We start from the raw sequence: 14,435 nt of genomic DNA, 5'->3' as shown, positions 1-14,435 counted from the left end.
TGGAGTTCCACATGCTGCGTGGCTTTCTGATGCTGGCCGCTTTCTTTGGTTTTACCGGTGTGGGCCTGGGCGCCTTCGCCGCGCATGGCCTGAAAAGCCGCCTGACCCCCGAGTATCTGGCGATTTTCCACACTGGCGTGACCTATCAACTGGTGCACACCCTGGCGCTGTTCGGCGTGGCGCTGCTGGCCACGCAGATTCAGGGGCGACTAGTGACCTGGGCCGGCATTTCGTTCGCTGTCGGCATTCTATTGTTCTCCGGCAGTTTGTACGTGCTGACCACCACCGGCATCAGCAAGCTCGGCATCATCACCCCGTTCGGCGGTCTGGCGTTTCTGGTCGGCTGGCTGTGCCTTGGACTTGCCGCCTGGCGCCTGCAGTAAACCGCTTGACGCTTGGTACTGACCTTTAGGTCATGATCGGGCTAGAATGCCACCCCCTAAAAATGATGGCGGCCTGGCGCATGCGCATTCAGTTGAACGGCGAATCCCTTGAACTGCCCGACGGCGAGACCGTTGCGGCCCTGATCACCCGTCTGGAACTGACAGGACGCCGGGTGGCAGTCGAACTCAATCTGGATATCGTCCCGCGCAGCCAGCATGCCGACACCATCCTCAACGACGGCGACAACGTCGAAGTGGTGCACGCCATCGGCGGCGGCTGATCGCCAGGCCCGCAAGGGCATAGAATTCTGCAAGACCCTCACCCCTAAAGAGGATTCCCCATGAGCATCGTTCGCAGCGACAAGCCTTTTGTTCTGGCCGGTCGTACTTACCAGTCGCGTTTGCTGGTCGGTACCGGCAAGTACCGTGACATGGAAGAAACCCGCCAGGCCATCGAAGCCTCGGGTGCCGAGATCGTCACCTTCGCCGTGCGCCGCACCAACCTGGGCCAGATCGAAGGCGAGCCGAACCTGCTCGACGTGCTGTCGCCGGATCGCTACACCTTCCTGCCGAACACCGCCGGTTGCTACGACGCCATCGAAGCCGTGCGCACCTGCCGCCTGGCCCGTGAGCTGCTCGATGGTCACAACCTGGTGAAGCTGGAAGTGCTGGCTGACCAGAAAACCCTGTTCCCCAACGTGATCGAAACCCTCAAGGCCGCGGAAACGCTGGTCAAGGAAGGCTTCGACGTGATGGTTTACACCAGTGATGACCCGATCATCGCTCGCCAACTGGCGGAAATCGGCTGCATCGCGGTCATGCCGCTGGCCGGTCTGATCGGTTCCGGTCTGGGGATCTGCAACCCGTACAACCTGCAGATCATCCTCGAAGAAGCGAAAATTCCGGTGCTGGTGGATGCCGGTGTCGGTACCGCTTCCGACGCCACCATCGCCATGGAACTGGGCTGTGACGCGGTGCTGATGAACTCGGCCATCGCTCACGCCCAACAACCGGTGATGATGGCCCAAGCCATGCAACACGCGATCGTCGCAGGCCGTCTGGCCTACCTCGCCGGCCGCATGCCGAAAAAACTCTATGCCAGCGCCTCTTCGCCGCTGGATGGTCTGATCAAGTAAGAGCCATTGATGACTGAATCGAACGACACGCCTATCCAGACGGAAGAGGGCGACGAGCGCCAACACCGCCGCATCAAGAGTTTCGTGATGCGCGCCGGGCGCATGACCGAAGGCCAGCAGCGCGGTCTGGACCAGGGCGCGCCGCTGTACGTGCTGCCGCTGGCCGACGCGCCGGTGGATTACGATCAGGTGTTCGGCCGTTCGGCGCCGCGCTCGCTGGAGATCGGTTTCGGCATGGGCCACTCGCTGCTGGAAATGGCCGCAGCGGCGCCGGATCAGGACTTCATCGGTGTGGAGGTACACCGTCCGGGTGTTGGCGCGCTGCTCAACGGCGTGCTGACTCAGGGCCTGACCAACCTGCGGGTCTACGATTGCGACGCGATCGAAGTGCTCAACCGTTGCATCGCCGATAACAGCCTCGATCGCCTGATGCTGTTCTTCCCGGATCCTTGGCACAAGAGCCGTCACCACAAGCGTCGCATCGTTCAGGCGTCCTTCGCCGAGCTGGTGCGCAGCAAGCTGAAGGTTGGCGGCATCCTGCACATGGCCACCGACTGGGAACCGTACGCCGAGTACATGCTGGAAGTGATGAACGTCGCCCCGGGCTACCGCAACCTCGCCGAAGACGGCAAATGCGTACCGCGCCCGGCCGAACGCCCGATCACCAAGTTCGAACGCCGCGGCGAACGTCTTGGGCATGGCGTGTGGGATCTGAAGTTCGAAAAAATCGCTTAAGCATCACGCAAAACCCAATGTGGGAGCGGGCTTGCTCGCGAAAGCGGTGAATCATTCAACGTTGATGTTGACTGATACGACGCCTTCGCGAGCAAGCCCGCTCCCACAGTTGTTTTGTGTGCTCAGAAATTACACGGTGGAGAGAAAGCGCGCCGGCACCTGTTCTGTCAGCCAGACGCCGTTTTCGGCCTGATAGAACTTGAAACCCTGTTCTTCCATCTGCCGTGCGGCGACTTTCAGAATCACCACGGTGCCATAGCGCTGCCCGACCGCCGAAGCGGTGTCGATGTCTTGGGAAAGATGCACGTGATGGCGTGACCCCGGGATCAGGCCTTGTTCTTTGATTGACTCAAGAAAGCGCGTCGCTGTGCCGTGATACAGCGTTTGCGGTGGCTGTTTCTGCTCGAACTGCAGATCTACGCTTTTCGTTGAGTGACCTTGGACCGCACGAATCAGTTGGCCGTCCTCGGATATCGAGAAGCGCTTCTTGTCGCTACTTGTAACGACCGCTTCAATCAGTTCGTGATCCAGTTTACGACCGTCACGCGCGGCGCCGCTGATCAGCGCGTCGATATTTGCCCAGCCTTCAGAATCCAGCGTCAGACCAATCGCCTGAGGTTCGTGTCGCAGTACGAAGCTGAGAAATTTGCTTGTCTCGTCCAACAGTTTTTTGCTCATGAACTTCCCTGTCATTGCGATCAACTGTGGGAGCGGGCTTGCTCGCGCAAGCGGTGAATCATTCAACGTTGATGTTGACTGATACGACGCCTTCGCGAGCAAGCCCGCTCCCACAGTTGTTTTTGGTGATGGCTGAAAGTCAGCGGCGGTCGGCGACTACGCCGATAAGGACGAGCACCACCAGCAACACCGGCGCCAGGCTGTAGTTGTTGAACTGGCTCAGGCCCTTGACCACCCACGGCGTCGCATAGATCAGCGCAGCGCCGCTGCCGATCACGCAAAGCAGGGCCATCAGCGGTACGCGCAGGGCGCCGGCGATGCTGCCCAGGCGTTGCTCGACCCAGCCCTTGAAGTCGGCGCCGAACAGCACCAGCAGGCAGCCCACCAGGGCCAGGGCGATTTCCGAGAGGTTGCTGCGGCTCCAGCGGGACACGGTGGCGAGCAGGTCGAGTATCAAATCCATGCGGTTTTCCTTAGGGCAGCCGTTTGAGGTGGGCTCAGCTCAGAAATTTCTGCAGCAGGTCGTTGAGAAACAGTTGTCCGCGCTCGGTGGCCGCCAGACGTGACGGTTCGACCTGCATCAGGCCGCTTTGTTCGGCCTCGCGGCGGTGTTCGGCGAGACTTTCCAGTGGCAGGCCGGTGCGCTCGGGATACAGGTGCGATTCCACCCCGGCCGTCAGGCGCAGGGCGTTCATCAGGAACTCGAACGGCATCTCATCGTTGCTCAGAGCTTTCTCGCCAGCCTGGAAGCTCTTGGCCGGGTTGAGATAGTCCTTCGGCAGGCGTGTTTTCCAGGTGCGCACAATGCGCCCGTCCGGATGACTGAGCTTGCCATGCGCGCCGGCGCCGATGCCGATGAAGTCGCCGAAACTCCAGTAATTGAGGTTATGCCGCGCCGGACGCCCGGGCTGGGCATAGGCCGACACTTCGTATTGCGCGTAACCGTGCGCGGCCAGCAGCGCTTGTCCGGCTTCTTGAATGTCCCACAGCGTGTCGTCTTCCGGCAGCACCGGCGGCTGGTTCCAGAACACCGTGTTCGGCTCCAGTGTCAGCTGATACCAGGAAATATGCGTCGGCTGCAGTTCGATGGCCTGACGCAGGTCGCTCAAGGCATCTTCCAGCGACTGATCGGGCAAGCCGTGCATCAAGTCGAGGTTGAAGTTATCGAACCCGGCCTGACGCGCCATACCGGCCGCGCGCACCGCTTCGTCGCCGTTGTGGATACGTCCGAGGGCTTCAAGTTTCTGCTGCTGGAAGCTCTGGATGCCGATCGACAGGCGATTGATCCCCAGCTTGCGATACGCGACGAACTTCTCTTGCTCGAAGGTGCCGGGGTTGGCTTCCAGGGTGATCTCGATGTCGTGAGCAAACGGGATACGCTGCTCGACGCCTTTGAGCAAGCGCCCGAGGGCTTGCGCGCTGAACAGGCTCGGCGTGCCGCCACCGAAGAAGATCGAACTGATTTCACGGCCATACACCGCGTGCAGGTCCTGATCGAGATCGGCCAGCAAGGCGTCGACGTATTCCTCTTCTGGCAGCACCGGGCTGGCAGTGTGCGAGTTGAAATCGCAATACGGACATTTGCGCACACACCACGGAATGTGGATGTACAGCGCCAGAGGCGGCAGCGTAGGCAGCGGCGCCCGAGGCGAAGAGGCGGCGCCGCCGATGATCAGCGACGACGCGGGGTGGCTATCGGTCATTTCAGGCCCAGACGCTGGCGCAGCAGATCCATTGCACGGGCGCGGTGGCTGATCTGGTTCTTGTCGGCAGGCGTCAGTTCGGCGCTGGACACGTCACGCTCCGGCACCCAGAACAGCGGGTCGTAGCCGAAACCGTGCTCGCCGCTGGCAGCGGTCAGGATGCGTCCGTGCCACAGGCCTTCGCAGAGAATCGGCAGCGGATCATCGGCATGTCGCACCAGTGCCAGCACGCAGACGAACTGAGCGCCGCGCTCGGCTTCAGGCACGTCTTTGAGGGCGTCGAGCAGTTTGGCGTTGTTCGCCGCATCGCCCTTGCCATCGGCATAGCGCGCCGAGTAGATGCCCGGTGCACCGCCGAGGAAATCCACCGCCAGACCCGAGTCGTCGGCCAGCGCCGGCAGGCCGGAGATGCGCGCGGCATTGCGCGCCTTGAGGATCGCGTTCTCGACGAACGACAGACCGGTTTCCTCCGGTTCGACCTTGCTCCATTCGCCGATCGAGCGCAGTTGCACCGAGTCGCCGAGCATGGCCTGGAGTTCCTTGAGTTTGCCGGCGTTATGGCTGGCCAGTACGAGTTGCGTGAGGTTCATCATTCGCCGGGAAAGAGTTCTTGGTTGAAGTTGATGGTGTTGATCTTGTCACCGTTCTGCACCTTGATTTCAAAGGTGCGGGTTTCCTGCTGCTCCACCGGGTACTGGGCGATGTAGTAGATCGCGCCCTGTTCGGTGACCTGGCGGAAGTTCAGCGGCACGCTTTGGCTGGTCAGGTCTTTGACCGTGCCGGTGACGTTGGCGATCAGCGGTTTGCCGTCCTTGATCACCGAGACGTTGATCACGCCCTGGTTCTTGCTGCGGATCAGCTCGGCAGCCTTGGCGATGTCCGGTGTCAGGAAAGTGGAGTTGAAGGTGTTGTAGTGCACGGTGACATCACCGAACACTTCCTTGCGCTCGCCCTTGATGACATCGGCGGCCATCGCGCCGGCGCTCAGGCAGGCAGTGACTAACAACAACGCTAAACGACCCATGATCATCCTCCTCGAAATGTCGTGGTTCAGACCGCGACCCGATGATCTGCAAGCACCGGGCTGCTGACGCGGTAGATACCAATCTCACCTAACAGATTAGGCCATAGCTTACTGGCCCACCCGTGGCGGTGCTGTTGATCCACGGCAAGCCGATCAATGACCTTCGCATCACGTTCGCGACAAAGTTCTTCAAAGTCTTCGAAGGTGCAGAAGTGAATGTTAGGCGTGTTGTACCAGGTGTACGGCAGAAATTCCGACACCGGCATCCGGCCCTTGCTCGCCAGGTACCAGCGGCAGCGCCAGTGACCGAAGTTGGGGAAGGTGATGATGCACTGACGACCGACCCGCAGCATCTCGTCGAGGATCTTGTCCGGGTAATGCACGGCTTGCAGGGCCTGGGTCATGACGACGATGTCGAAACTGTTGCTGGCGAAGTTGCCCAGCCCCTTGTCCAGGTCCTGCTCGATGACGTTGATGCCCTTGGCCACGCACTCGGCGATGTTGTCGGCGTCGTTTTCCAGGCCATAACCGGTGACGTTCTTGTTGTCGCGCAGCCAGGTCAGCAGTTCGCCGTCGCCGCAACCGAGGTCGAGCACGCGGCTGCCGGCGGGGATCCATTCCTGGATGATTTCCAGATCAGCTCTCATGGCTTGTTCACACCGTAATTCGGTTCATGTAATTGCCGAACGCCTGCAAATAGCGCGGGATCGGAATCAGGAAGGCGTCGTGGCCCTGAGGTGCGTCGATTTCCAGATAGCTGACGTCTTTGCGTGCTGCCATCAGCGCGTCCACCAGTTCTCGCGAGCGAGCCGGGGAGAAGCGCCAGTCGGTGGTGAATGACATCACGCAGAACTTGGCGGTGGCGTTCTCGAAGGTTTTCGCCAGGTTATCGTCGAAGTTCGCCGCCGGATCGAAGTAGTCCAGCGCCTTGGTCATCAACAGATAGGTGTTGGCATCGAAACGCCCGGAGAACTCTTCACCCTGATAGCGCAGGTAGCTCTCGACCTGGAACTCGACGCTGTGGAAGTCGTAGTTGAGCTTTTCACTCTTCAGGCCACGGCCGAATTTCTCGCCCATGGAGTCGTCGGACAGGTAGGTGATGTGCCCGACCATCCGCGCCAGCATCAGCCCGCGCTTGGGGATCACACCTTGTTCCTGGAACGAACCACCGTGGAACTCCGGATCGGTAAGGATCGCCTGGCGCGCCACTTCGTTGAAAGCGATGTTTTGTGCCGAAAGTTTGGGCGCCGAGGCGATGGCCAGGCAGTGCCGCACGCGATCCGGGTAGGTGATGGTCCACTGCAAGGCCTGCATGCCGCCGAGGCTGCCGCCGATCACGGCGGCGAACTGACGAATGCCGAGTAGATCGGCCAGGCGCGCCTGACTGTGCACCCAGTCTTCGACGGTGAGCACCGGGAAGTCGGCGCCGAACGGCTTGCCGGTCTCCGGGTTGATACTGCTCGGGCCAGTGGAGCCGTTGCAGCCGCCCAGATTGTTCAGGCTGACCACGAAGAACTTGTTGGTGTCGATCGGTTTGCCCGGGCCGATGCAGCTGTCCCACCAACCGGGCTTGCGGTCGTCTGCGCTGTGATAGCCGGCGGCATGGTGATGCCCGGACAGGGCGTGGCAGATCAGCACGGCGTTGCTCGCCTGCGCGTTCAGAGTGCCGTAGGTTTCGTAGATCAGGTCGTAGGCGGGCAGCGAACGGCCACAGGCCAAGGCCAGAGGTTCACTGAAGTGCGCCGTTTGCGGCGTCACCAGACCAACAGAATCGGGGGGAAAGGCAGCTGGCATCGACCCTGCTCTCGTTGAAATGAGGCGTAAGTCTAAAGACCGGGGGGGTTAGCGGCAAGCGGCCCTCACCCTAGCCCTCTCCCAGAGGTAGAGGGGACCGACCGAGGTGTTCTTTTGAGCTACACCGACCTGATCTATCCGGGCTGAACTCAGTTTCTGAAAACACCCTGGATCGGCTCCCTCTCCAGGGGGAGAGGGCTGGGGTGAGGGGTACAGACGCCGCAAAACTCAAGACAAGCGCCCAACCAACCCTGGCAACTCCGGCAGCTTCTTCGGCGCACAGATCTTCACCCGTTTCTGCCGGTTCAACTCGCCGCTGAGCAAACTGACCTGGCTCTTGGAGACCCCAAACGCCTTGGCCAGAAAGCCCATCAGATAGGCGTTGGCCTTGCCCTCGACCGGCGGTGCGGTGAGGCGGATCTTCAGACGGTCACCGTGCAGCCCGGCGAAATCATCGCTGCGGGCTGCCGGTTGCAGATGACATTCGAGGATCAGGTTGTCCCCGTCCCAACGGAACCAGCTCACATCAGCAGGCGCAGGATTTCCGGCATCATGGTCATCGCCGCGAGGTTGTTGATCACCAGCATGTCGATCAGCTTCAGCGCGAGGAAGGCGAAGATCGGCGACAGGTCCAGGCCACCGAGGTTTGGCAGAATCTTGCGGAACGGTGCCAGCGCCGGCTCGCAGATCTGGTTCACCAGTTCAGCGCCCGGGTTGTGGCTGCCCGGAGCGACCCACGACAGGATCACGCTGATGATCAGGGCGAAGAAGAAAATCTTCAGGAACAGCGCGGTCACGCCGATGATCGACCAGATGAACAGCTGCAGCGGGTTGCCGGTGGTGCCATAGGTCAGCAGCAGGGTCAGGGCCATCAGGGCCAGTTGCACCAGAATCGCCAGCACCAGCGACGACATGTCCAGACCGAATACGCTCGGGATAATCCGGCGCAGTGGTTTGAGCAGCGGCTGGGTAGCCTTGACCACGAATTGGCACAGCGGGTTGTAGAAGTTCGCGCGCACCAGTTGCAAAACGAAGCGCAACAGCACGATCAGCAGGTACAGACTGCCGAGGGTTTGCAGCACGTAAACCGCTGCAGTGTTCAATCCAATCATGTAAGGCTCCTTATTTGCCCAGTTGTTCGGCCATTTCGGCCGAGCGGTGCGCGGCGGCGCCGAGTGCTTTTTCTACCAGGGCTTCGAAGCCATCAGCCTGGAATGATTTGATTGCGGCCTCAGTAGTGCCATTTGGCGACGTCACGCGGCGGCGCAGTTCGGCAGCGTCGACATCGCTGGATACCGCCATGTGCGCGGCGCCCAGAGCCGTTTGCAGGGTCAGTTGCTCGGCCATTTCCTTTGGCAGACCGAGTTTGACGCCAGCGGCGGTCATCGCTTCGATCAGCAGGAAAAAGTACGCCGGGCCGGAACCGGAGACGGCGGTCACCGCATCGAGTTGCTGTTCTTCGTTCAGCCACAGCGCGATGCCGACGGCGGACAGCAGCTCTTCAGCCTGCTGACGCTGTTCGGCAGTCACTTCGCTGGTGGCGTACAGGCCGCTGACGCCCTGACGCAGCAGTGCCGGGGTGTTCGGCATGCAGCGCACGATCGGCTGCTTGCCAAGCCATGCGGTCATGCTCGCGCAGGTGATGCCGGCGGCGATCGACACCACCAGTTGCTGCGGCTTCAGGCTTGGGCGGATGGCTTCGCACACGGCTTTCATCGCCTGTGGCTTGACCGCCAGTACGATCACGTCGACGCCGTCGATGGCCTGCGCGTTGTCGGCGAAGGTTTCGATGCCGTGCTCGGCGCTGACGCGTTGGCGGGTCTCTTCGCCCGGATCGCTGGCGCGAATGTGGCTGGCTTGCAGACCCTTGGCCCGCAGGCCGCCGATCAGGCTGGCGGCCATGTTGCCGGCACCGATAAAGGCAATGCGTGTGTTGCTCATGTCAGGTCCTTTTTCAGATGGCTGTCGGTCATTGCTGACCGTAATCTCTGGCGCCAAACAGGGCGGTACCGATCCGCACCCAGGTGGCGCCTTGGGCGATGGCCGCCTCGAGGTCGTGGCTCATGCCCATGGAAAGTGTGTCGAGCGGCAGATTCAGGCTGGCCTGCAAACGTTGCACGGCAGCAAAAGCGGCATCTTGTTCGGCGCGATCTTCGGTCGGCTCGGGAATCGCCATCAGTCCGCGCAGTTTCAACCGGGGCAGGGCGCTGATGGCCTCGGCCAGCGCCGGCAGGTCGGCCGGAGTGCAGCCAGACTTGCTGGCCTCACCACTGACGTTGACCTGAATGCAGATGTTCAGCGGCGGCAACTCGGCCGGGCGCTGCTCGGACAGGCGTTGGGCGATTTTCAGGCGATCCACAGAGTGCACCCAGTCGAAATGCTCGGCGATGGCGCGAGTCTTGTTCGATTGAATGGGGCCGATGAAGTGCCAGATCAAGGGCAGGTCGGCCAGTTCGAGCTGTTTGCCCAAGGCTTCCTGCAGATAATTCTCACCGAAGTCACGCAGGCCGGCGGCATGGGCTTCACGCAGGTCTTGTGCGGGTTTGGTCTTGCTGACCGCCAGCAACTGCACGCTGTTTTCACTGCGCCCGGTCGCTGCGGTGGCAGCCTGGATGCGCGAACTAACCAGTTGGATGTTGTCTGCTATCGTGGACATCAAGAGGCGCCGGCGGTCTGAAGGTTCGCGGCATTCTACTGGAATTGAGGGACGCTATGGATATCACTGAACTGCTGGCGTTCAGCGCCAAACAGGGCGCTTCCGACCTGCACTTGTCGGCCGGTCTGCCGCCGATGATCCGCGTCGATGGCGATGTGCGGCGGATCAATCTGCCGGCGCTGGATCACAAGCAAGTGCACGAATTGATCTACGACATCATGAACGACACCCAGCGGGTCGACTTCGAGAAACACCTGGAAACGGATTTCTCGTTCGAAGTCCCCGGCGTGGCGCGCTTTCGGGTCAATGCGTTTAACCAGAACCGCGGCGCCGGCGCGGTCTTCCGCACCATTCCCTCGAAAGTGCTGAGCATGGAAGACCTCGGCATGGGCGACGTCTTTCGCAAGATCACCGATGCGCCGCGCGGGCTGGTGCTGGTGACCGGGCCGACCGGGTCCGGCAAGTCGACCACGCTGGCGGCGATGATTGATTACCTCAACACCCATCGCCATCACCACATCCTCACCATCGAGGACCCGATCGAGTTTGTCCACGAATCGCGCAAATGCCTGATCAATCAGCGCGAAGTCCATCGCGATACCCGCAGCTTCGCCACGGCGCTGCGCTCGGCACTGCGTGAAGACCCGGACGTGATTCTGGTGGGCGAGATGCGCGACCTGGAAACCATTCGCCTGGCCCTGACCGCTGCCGAGACCGGGCATCTGGTGTTCGGCACGCTGCACACAACGTCAGCCGCCAAGACCATCGACCGTGTTGTCGATGTGTTCCCGGGCGACGAGAAGTCCATGGTGCGCTCGATGCTGTCGGAGTCGTTGCTGGCCGTGGTGTCGCAGACGCTGATCAAGAAAGTCGGCGGCGGACGGGTGGCCGCGCACGAGATCATGCTGGGAACGTCGGCGATCCGGAACCTGATCCGCGAGGACAAGGTGGCGCAGATGTATTCGGCGATTCAGACCGGCGGTTCGTTGGGGATGCAGACACTCGACATGTGCCTGAAGGAGCTGGTGACCAAGGGCTTGATCAGCCGCGAGCATGCGCGGGAGAAGGCGCGTACGCCGGATAATTTCTAAGAGAGGCTTGTGTTGCTTTCACTGGCCTCTTCGCGAGCAAGCCCGCTCCCACACTGAAATGCATTTCCATGTGGGAGCGGGCTTGCTCGCGAAGGGGTCAATACTGCTTGAACAGATTCTGGATCAGTCAGCTCAGCGCTGAACCACACGCATCTGCTTGCCAGCCGGTTCTTTCGGCAACACACGCTTGGCAACCACGTAATGCTGCTGCCAGTACGGCTTGTTCAGCGTATCGATGCTCACCGCTTTGCCACGGCGTGGTGCGTGGATGAAGCGGTCGTTGCCCAGGTAGATGGCAACGTGGTTGACCCGACGGCTCTTGATGTTGAAGAAAATCAGGTCGCCCGGTTTCAGATCCTTGCGTTCGACTTTCTCGCCATGCCCGCTGGCCATCGCGTTGGAAGTGCGTGGCAGGTCGAACGTGGCGTCGTTGAACGCATATTTCACCAGTCCGCTGCAGTCGAAGCCTTTACTTGGGCTGCTGCCGCCCCAACGGTATGGAGTACCGAGGACGTTCACCGCACGGCTCAGGACGTTGCTGCTTTCCTTGTTGGCCATCGGTGGCACCAGCTTGCCGTTATTCTTGCTGGCGAGCGTGGTGTGTTTCGTTTGTTTGCTGCTCTTGCTCGAAGGAGCCGAAGCATGGGATTTAGGGGTGAAACCGTTCACGTTGGGAAGACGTTGCTCACGATTGGTGGCGTGGGCGGCCAGTGGCATTAATAGGCAAATAGTTAGCCATGTCTTGAAAAATGGTCGCATTAGGCGTGGCTCTTATGTGTTAGCGCGCAACTTTATAACAGCTTTTTTGTCCCTTCCGAGGCCGTTGGTCGATTCCATCGGAGGTCAACGGAACCAAACAAGCGGCAAACGGACGCAATTGTCGGACAGAAGTCCGGTGCTATAAGGCTTTGACGGACGACACGGTAACATTTGCCGTACGTCGGCTACATGTAAAAAAGTCACAAAGAATTAAAGAAAATTTATCTATCGTGTGAATCGAGGTCTTCATGAACCGCTATCAGCAGGTTGCTGCACCGCAGGATACGCACAGCAAAATCATCGGTTATCTGCTGTGGATTTTTGGTTTCACCGGCGCTCACCGCTTCTATTACGGCAAGCCGGTGACCGGGACGATCTGGTTCTTCACCTTCGGTCTGCTGGGCATTGGCTGGCTGATCGACGTGTTCCTGATCCCGGCAATGGATCGCGAGGCGGATCTGCGCTTCACCGCAGGGCCGATCGAATACAACGTGGCGTGGATTCTGCTGACGTTCCTGGGCGTATTCGGCGTGCACCGGATGTACCAGGGCAAGTGGATCAGCGGATTGCTGTATCTGCTGACTGGCGGGTTGTTCTTTCTGGGGGTGCTGTATGACTTCTGGACGCTGAATGATCAGGTTTCGGTGCGCAACGCGCAGAATCGCGGCGCCTTCCAGTAAATGAAAAGAGGGGCAGGCCGCGGGCGCAGTTCGTGCGCTGGCAGGCCCCTCGAATTCCGGTATTGCATCTGTGTTATTTCAAATGAGCGAAGGTTTGCATTTGAAAAACGACAAACGTAAGAGCAGTGACACCATAAAGTATTGCAATGATGGCGTGATGGGGCATGGACCAGTACACAATCCGGTCAACCAAAATCATCAGCGATACTGTTGAAATCAAGTAGGCTGATATTTTCAATAACAGACTTGCGAATGATTTAGTGTGTGCCCAGCGTAATAAGAGAACCTGCAGTAGGTGCGTAAGCGTCAGCGTAAGAAAAATAATCAGTGTTACACCAATGGGCAGGCCGATTGAATCCTGATTAACACCATAAGTTTCTGTTTCGAGGTTCTTTACTAGTATGAGTGCTCCTGCGCCAGATGTAAGTGCGAGAGTGGTCAGGTATATATGGCTTGAAAGCTTGTAAGTTCTGCTCATTCGCTCTCCGTTGCGCAGGTGTCTATAAAAATATTTATGTTTATGGGGTGGGATTAAACCCGGTTCCGCTTAGCCTTATTTTATGGTCGCCGAAGATTTCGATCTCATAATGCGTTCCGGAAAATACCCTGCCTGCTGTCGTTAATAACTCAAGGGCAGTTGATCTGTTGCTTGCGTCGAAGTCGTAAGTATCAGTGTAGGCTCTGATGACACCATCGAAAACCCATGATCCTGCATTGTCCCGGGTGAAATTTCCTTCCATTTTTAACGTTATTCTTCCTAGATAAGCTCCCGTGACGCTGCTGTCATTGATAGTGGCGTAAGGAATCTTGGGGTCAGATAAGTAATAAGTACCAGCCTCTCGGGTGCTTGCGATAGAGCCTGCCAATAATGGAAGTTCATTGGCCCTGACATTCAGACCGATATTATTGATGTTAACCCTCATCCTTTCACCATTACCCCAAAGATAATGAGCGAAAGCTTTGATCGGGCTAAAGGTGCCTCCTGAGAGCTCTGTTGTGAGTGTTTCGTAATTCAGGTTGTACGGGGCAGTGGCTGAGACTTTGATCAACGCTTCTATGGGGCTTAGTTTTTGCTGTGCCGCGAATGAATCAGCCAGGCTGAAGTTGATGACTTTGTTCTTGAAGTAACCATGGCTGATAATGGTGGAGCTGTTTAGTAAGTAGTTGTCGCTTTCTGTGATTCTCCAAAGTTCTCGAATTCCACCCAAGGTGTCGTTATTAATTGCCTTGCTGACCATTTGCAGTTCATAGGTGAAGGCTTTGATTCCGGATTTCATTTCAAGCCAAGCATGAAACATATCCATTTCTGCTGAGGTTATTACGGGGCCAGTGCTCATTGGTAGTGAGTAGGTTTGGCCGTTATTTGTAATGATGGCTTCTCCGGCGCCTTGCCAGTCTGCTACTGCGTAGGTTCCCCAGCTGAATCCGGTGTCGACTGTAAAGCCGCCAGAGTTTCCTGTTGTACCTCTGGTGAAAATAGGGGGAAGCGTAAGTCCATTTTTCATATGTTCATCCTTGTGGGTATTGGTTGTCCTTCTGACGGTTTGATATTAATGGCTGTGCGTATATGTCGCCTACAGTAACTTTGTAGGCTGTTTCTGATTGTGTCGAAGCTGTTTTTTTACAGGAGGGTAAAGCGTTGGATATTTCTTTACGACGGGCGGCCGCTTTCCTACGCCACTTGGTGTAGGCCTATCGGCGGGAGTGGCGGGAAGGAGATGTCTGTTGCGGGCAATGATTTTGAGGGAAGCTTATTCATAAAAATGTTTGTCGCAAATCAAATGAAACTCAAGAGA

At 58.7% G+C, this 14,435-nt stretch carries 20 protein-coding genes; 6 read left to right on the top strand and 14 right to left on the bottom strand.

The window, feature by feature from the left end:
• The first annotated feature begins 11 nt into the window (after positions 1–11).
• The 4 genes from ACS4NR_RS19850 to trmB all read left to right on the top strand — a co-directional run bounded on the left by ACS4NR_RS19850 (position 12) and on the right by trmB (position 2,254).
• Positions 12–383, top strand: a complete 372-nt coding sequence (locus ACS4NR_RS19850; RefSeq protein WP_003229144.1) for a DUF423 domain-containing protein — start codon at positions 12–14, stop codon at positions 381–383.
• 80 nt (positions 384–463) lie between these two features.
• Positions 464–664, top strand: coding sequence for a sulfur carrier protein ThiS (thiS, locus tag ACS4NR_RS19845; protein WP_166495319.1), 201 nt, complete (start codon positions 464–466; stop codon positions 662–664).
• Positions 665–724: 60 nt separating this feature from the next.
• Complete coding sequence (locus ACS4NR_RS19840) at positions 725–1,519, top strand: thiazole synthase (protein WP_047297148.1); 795 nt, start codon at positions 725–727, stop codon at positions 1,517–1,519.
• A gap of 9 nt (positions 1,520–1,528) precedes the next feature.
• Positions 1,529–2,254 (top strand): tRNA (guanosine(46)-N7)-methyltransferase TrmB, encoded by a 726-nt coding sequence (gene trmB / locus ACS4NR_RS19835; protein ID WP_027610572.1) that lies wholly within the window; start codon positions 1,529–1,531, stop codon positions 2,252–2,254.
• Positions 2,255–2,383: 129 nt separating this feature from the next.
• On the opposite strand, the gene ACS4NR_RS19830 is transcribed toward trmB, so the two are convergent.
• From ACS4NR_RS19830 to ACS4NR_RS19780, 11 genes are all read right to left on the bottom strand, one after another.
• Complete coding sequence (locus ACS4NR_RS19830; protein ID WP_456020400.1) at positions 2,384–2,932, bottom strand: RNA 2'-phosphotransferase; 549 nt, start codon at positions 2,930–2,932, stop codon at positions 2,384–2,386.
• A 139-nt stretch (positions 2,933–3,071) separates the two neighbouring features.
• Positions 3,072–3,395, bottom strand: a complete 324-nt coding sequence (locus tag ACS4NR_RS19825) for a DUF3392 domain-containing protein (RefSeq protein WP_003229134.1) — start codon at positions 3,393–3,395, stop codon at positions 3,072–3,074.
• Between the two features lie 34 nt (positions 3,396–3,429).
• Positions 3,430–4,635, bottom strand: a complete 1,206-nt coding sequence (hemW, locus tag ACS4NR_RS19820) for a radical SAM family heme chaperone HemW (protein WP_456018143.1) — start codon at positions 4,633–4,635, stop codon at positions 3,430–3,432.
• Positions 4,632–5,228, bottom strand: a complete 597-nt coding sequence (gene rdgB / locus ACS4NR_RS19815) for an RdgB/HAM1 family non-canonical purine NTP pyrophosphatase (protein WP_007964124.1) — start codon at positions 5,226–5,228, stop codon at positions 4,632–4,634. Before rdgB ends, hemW begins: the two co-directional genes overlap by 4 nt.
• Positions 5,225–5,659, bottom strand: a complete 435-nt coding sequence (locus ACS4NR_RS19810; RefSeq protein WP_456018142.1) for a DUF4426 domain-containing protein — start codon at positions 5,657–5,659, stop codon at positions 5,225–5,227. Before ACS4NR_RS19810 ends, rdgB begins: the two co-directional genes overlap by 4 nt.
• A gap of 26 nt (positions 5,660–5,685) precedes the next feature.
• Positions 5,686–6,306, bottom strand: coding sequence for a methionine biosynthesis protein MetW (metW, locus tag ACS4NR_RS19805; RefSeq protein WP_003229126.1), 621 nt, complete (start codon positions 6,304–6,306; stop codon positions 5,686–5,688).
• A gap of 7 nt (positions 6,307–6,313) precedes the next feature.
• Positions 6,314–7,453, bottom strand: coding sequence for a homoserine O-succinyltransferase MetX (gene metX / locus ACS4NR_RS19800; RefSeq protein ID WP_103369352.1), 1,140 nt, complete (start codon positions 7,451–7,453; stop codon positions 6,314–6,316).
• 228 nt (positions 7,454–7,681) lie between these two features.
• Entirely contained in the window at positions 7,682–7,978 is a 297-nt protein-coding gene (locus tag ACS4NR_RS19795; RefSeq protein WP_456018141.1) for a DUF167 domain-containing protein, read from the bottom strand.
• Complete coding sequence (locus tag ACS4NR_RS19790; protein ID WP_102358357.1) at positions 7,975–8,565, bottom strand: YggT family protein; 591 nt, start codon at positions 8,563–8,565, stop codon at positions 7,975–7,977. Before ACS4NR_RS19790 ends, ACS4NR_RS19795 begins: the two co-directional genes overlap by 4 nt.
• Positions 8,566–8,575: 10 nt before the next feature.
• Complete coding sequence (gene proC / locus ACS4NR_RS19785; RefSeq protein WP_456018140.1) at positions 8,576–9,394, bottom strand: pyrroline-5-carboxylate reductase; 819 nt, start codon at positions 9,392–9,394, stop codon at positions 8,576–8,578.
• A 28-nt stretch (positions 9,395–9,422) separates the two neighbouring features.
• On the bottom strand, positions 9,423–10,109 hold the full coding sequence (locus tag ACS4NR_RS19780) for a YggS family pyridoxal phosphate-dependent enzyme (protein ID WP_456018139.1): 687 nt from the start codon (positions 10,107–10,109) through the stop codon (positions 9,423–9,425).
• 56 nt (positions 10,110–10,165) lie between these two features.
• On the opposite strand from ACS4NR_RS19780, the gene ACS4NR_RS19775 reads away from it, so the two are divergent.
• Complete coding sequence (locus ACS4NR_RS19775) at positions 10,166–11,200, top strand: type IV pilus twitching motility protein PilT (RefSeq protein WP_095137540.1); 1,035 nt, start codon at positions 10,166–10,168, stop codon at positions 11,198–11,200.
• Between the two features lie 132 nt (positions 11,201–11,332).
• Here ACS4NR_RS19775 and ACS4NR_RS19770 read toward each other — a convergent pair whose 3' ends face one another.
• On the bottom strand, positions 11,333–11,959 hold the full coding sequence (locus ACS4NR_RS19770; protein WP_095137539.1) for a C40 family peptidase: 627 nt from the start codon (positions 11,957–11,959) through the stop codon (positions 11,333–11,335).
• Between the two features lie 248 nt (positions 11,960–12,207).
• Here ACS4NR_RS19770 and ACS4NR_RS19765 point away from each other — a divergent pair, with 248 nt between their 5' ends.
• Positions 12,208–12,639: an NINE protein gene (locus tag ACS4NR_RS19765; protein ID WP_095137538.1), complete on the top strand. Its 432-nt coding sequence runs from the start codon at positions 12,208–12,210 to the stop codon at positions 12,637–12,639.
• 73 nt (positions 12,640–12,712) lie between these two features.
• On the opposite strand, the gene ACS4NR_RS19760 is transcribed toward ACS4NR_RS19765, so the two are convergent.
• A complete protein-coding gene (locus ACS4NR_RS19760; protein WP_456018138.1) occupies positions 12,713–13,117 on the bottom strand; it encodes a hypothetical protein in 405 nt (134 codons plus the stop codon).
• A 40-nt stretch (positions 13,118–13,157) separates the two neighbouring features.
• Positions 13,158–14,144, bottom strand: a complete 987-nt coding sequence (locus tag ACS4NR_RS19755; RefSeq protein ID WP_456018137.1) for a lipid II-degrading bacteriocin — start codon at positions 14,142–14,144, stop codon at positions 13,158–13,160.
• Between the last annotated feature and the right edge of the window lie 291 nt (positions 14,145–14,435).

This window comes from Pseudomonas sp. JQ36, assembly GCF_053851495.1.
The sequence above is the reverse complement of the archived record's forward strand: the minus strand, read 5'-3'. Positions and strand labels throughout refer to the sequence as shown.

What these genes read in the sequence shown, in the direction of transcription:
- thiS (WP_166495319.1), top strand. Translation starts at nt 464, where the DNA reads ATGCGCATTCAGTTGAACGGCGAATCCCTTGAACTGCCCGACGGCGAG.
- ACS4NR_RS19790 (WP_102358357.1), bottom strand. Translation starts at nt 8,565, where the DNA reads ATGATTGGATTGAACACTGCAGCGGTTTACGTGCTGCAAACCCTCGGC.
- ACS4NR_RS19775 (WP_095137540.1), top strand. Translation starts at nt 10,166, where the DNA reads ATGGATATCACTGAACTGCTGGCGTTCAGCGCCAAACAGGGCGCTTCC.
- ACS4NR_RS19760 (WP_456018138.1), bottom strand. Translation starts at nt 13,117, where the DNA reads ATGAGCAGAACTTACAAGCTTTCAAGCCATATATACCTGACCACTCTC.
- metW (WP_003229126.1), bottom strand. Translation starts at nt 6,306, where the DNA reads ATGAGAGCTGATCTGGAAATCATCCAGGAATGGATCCCCGCCGGCAGC.
- ACS4NR_RS19850 (WP_003229144.1), top strand. Translation starts at nt 12, where the DNA reads ATGCTGCGTGGCTTTCTGATGCTGGCCGCTTTCTTTGGTTTTACCGGT.
- ACS4NR_RS19780 (WP_456018139.1), bottom strand. Translation starts at nt 10,109, where the DNA reads ATGTCCACGATAGCAGACAACATCCAACTGGTTAGTTCGCGCATCCAG.
- ACS4NR_RS19840 (WP_047297148.1), top strand. Translation starts at nt 725, where the DNA reads ATGAGCATCGTTCGCAGCGACAAGCCTTTTGTTCTGGCCGGTCGTACT.
- trmB (WP_027610572.1), top strand. Translation starts at nt 1,529, where the DNA reads ATGACTGAATCGAACGACACGCCTATCCAGACGGAAGAGGGCGACGAG.
- ACS4NR_RS19830 (WP_456020400.1), bottom strand. Translation starts at nt 2,932, where the DNA reads ATGAGCAAAAAACTGTTGGACGAGACAAGCAAATTTCTCAGCTTCGTA.
- hemW (WP_456018143.1), bottom strand. Translation starts at nt 4,635, where the DNA reads ATGACCGATAGCCACCCCGCGTCGTCGCTGATCATCGGCGGCGCCGCC.
- ACS4NR_RS19770 (WP_095137539.1), bottom strand. Translation starts at nt 11,959, where the DNA reads ATGCGACCATTTTTCAAGACATGGCTAACTATTTGCCTATTAATGCCA.
- ACS4NR_RS19810 (WP_456018142.1), bottom strand. Translation starts at nt 5,659, where the DNA reads ATGGGTCGTTTAGCGTTGTTGTTAGTCACTGCCTGCCTGAGCGCCGGC.
- ACS4NR_RS19825 (WP_003229134.1), bottom strand. Translation starts at nt 3,395, where the DNA reads ATGGATTTGATACTCGACCTGCTCGCCACCGTGTCCCGCTGGAGCCGC.
- proC (WP_456018140.1), bottom strand. Translation starts at nt 9,394, where the DNA reads ATGAGCAACACACGCATTGCCTTTATCGGTGCCGGCAACATGGCCGCC.
- ACS4NR_RS19765 (WP_095137538.1), top strand. Translation starts at nt 12,208, where the DNA reads ATGAACCGCTATCAGCAGGTTGCTGCACCGCAGGATACGCACAGCAAA.
- metX (WP_103369352.1), bottom strand. Translation starts at nt 7,453, where the DNA reads ATGCCAGCTGCCTTTCCCCCCGATTCTGTTGGTCTGGTGACGCCGCAA.
- rdgB (WP_007964124.1), bottom strand. Translation starts at nt 5,228, where the DNA reads ATGATGAACCTCACGCAACTCGTACTGGCCAGCCATAACGCCGGCAAA.
- ACS4NR_RS19755 (WP_456018137.1), bottom strand. Translation starts at nt 14,144, where the DNA reads ATGAAAAATGGACTTACGCTTCCCCCTATTTTCACCAGAGGTACAACA.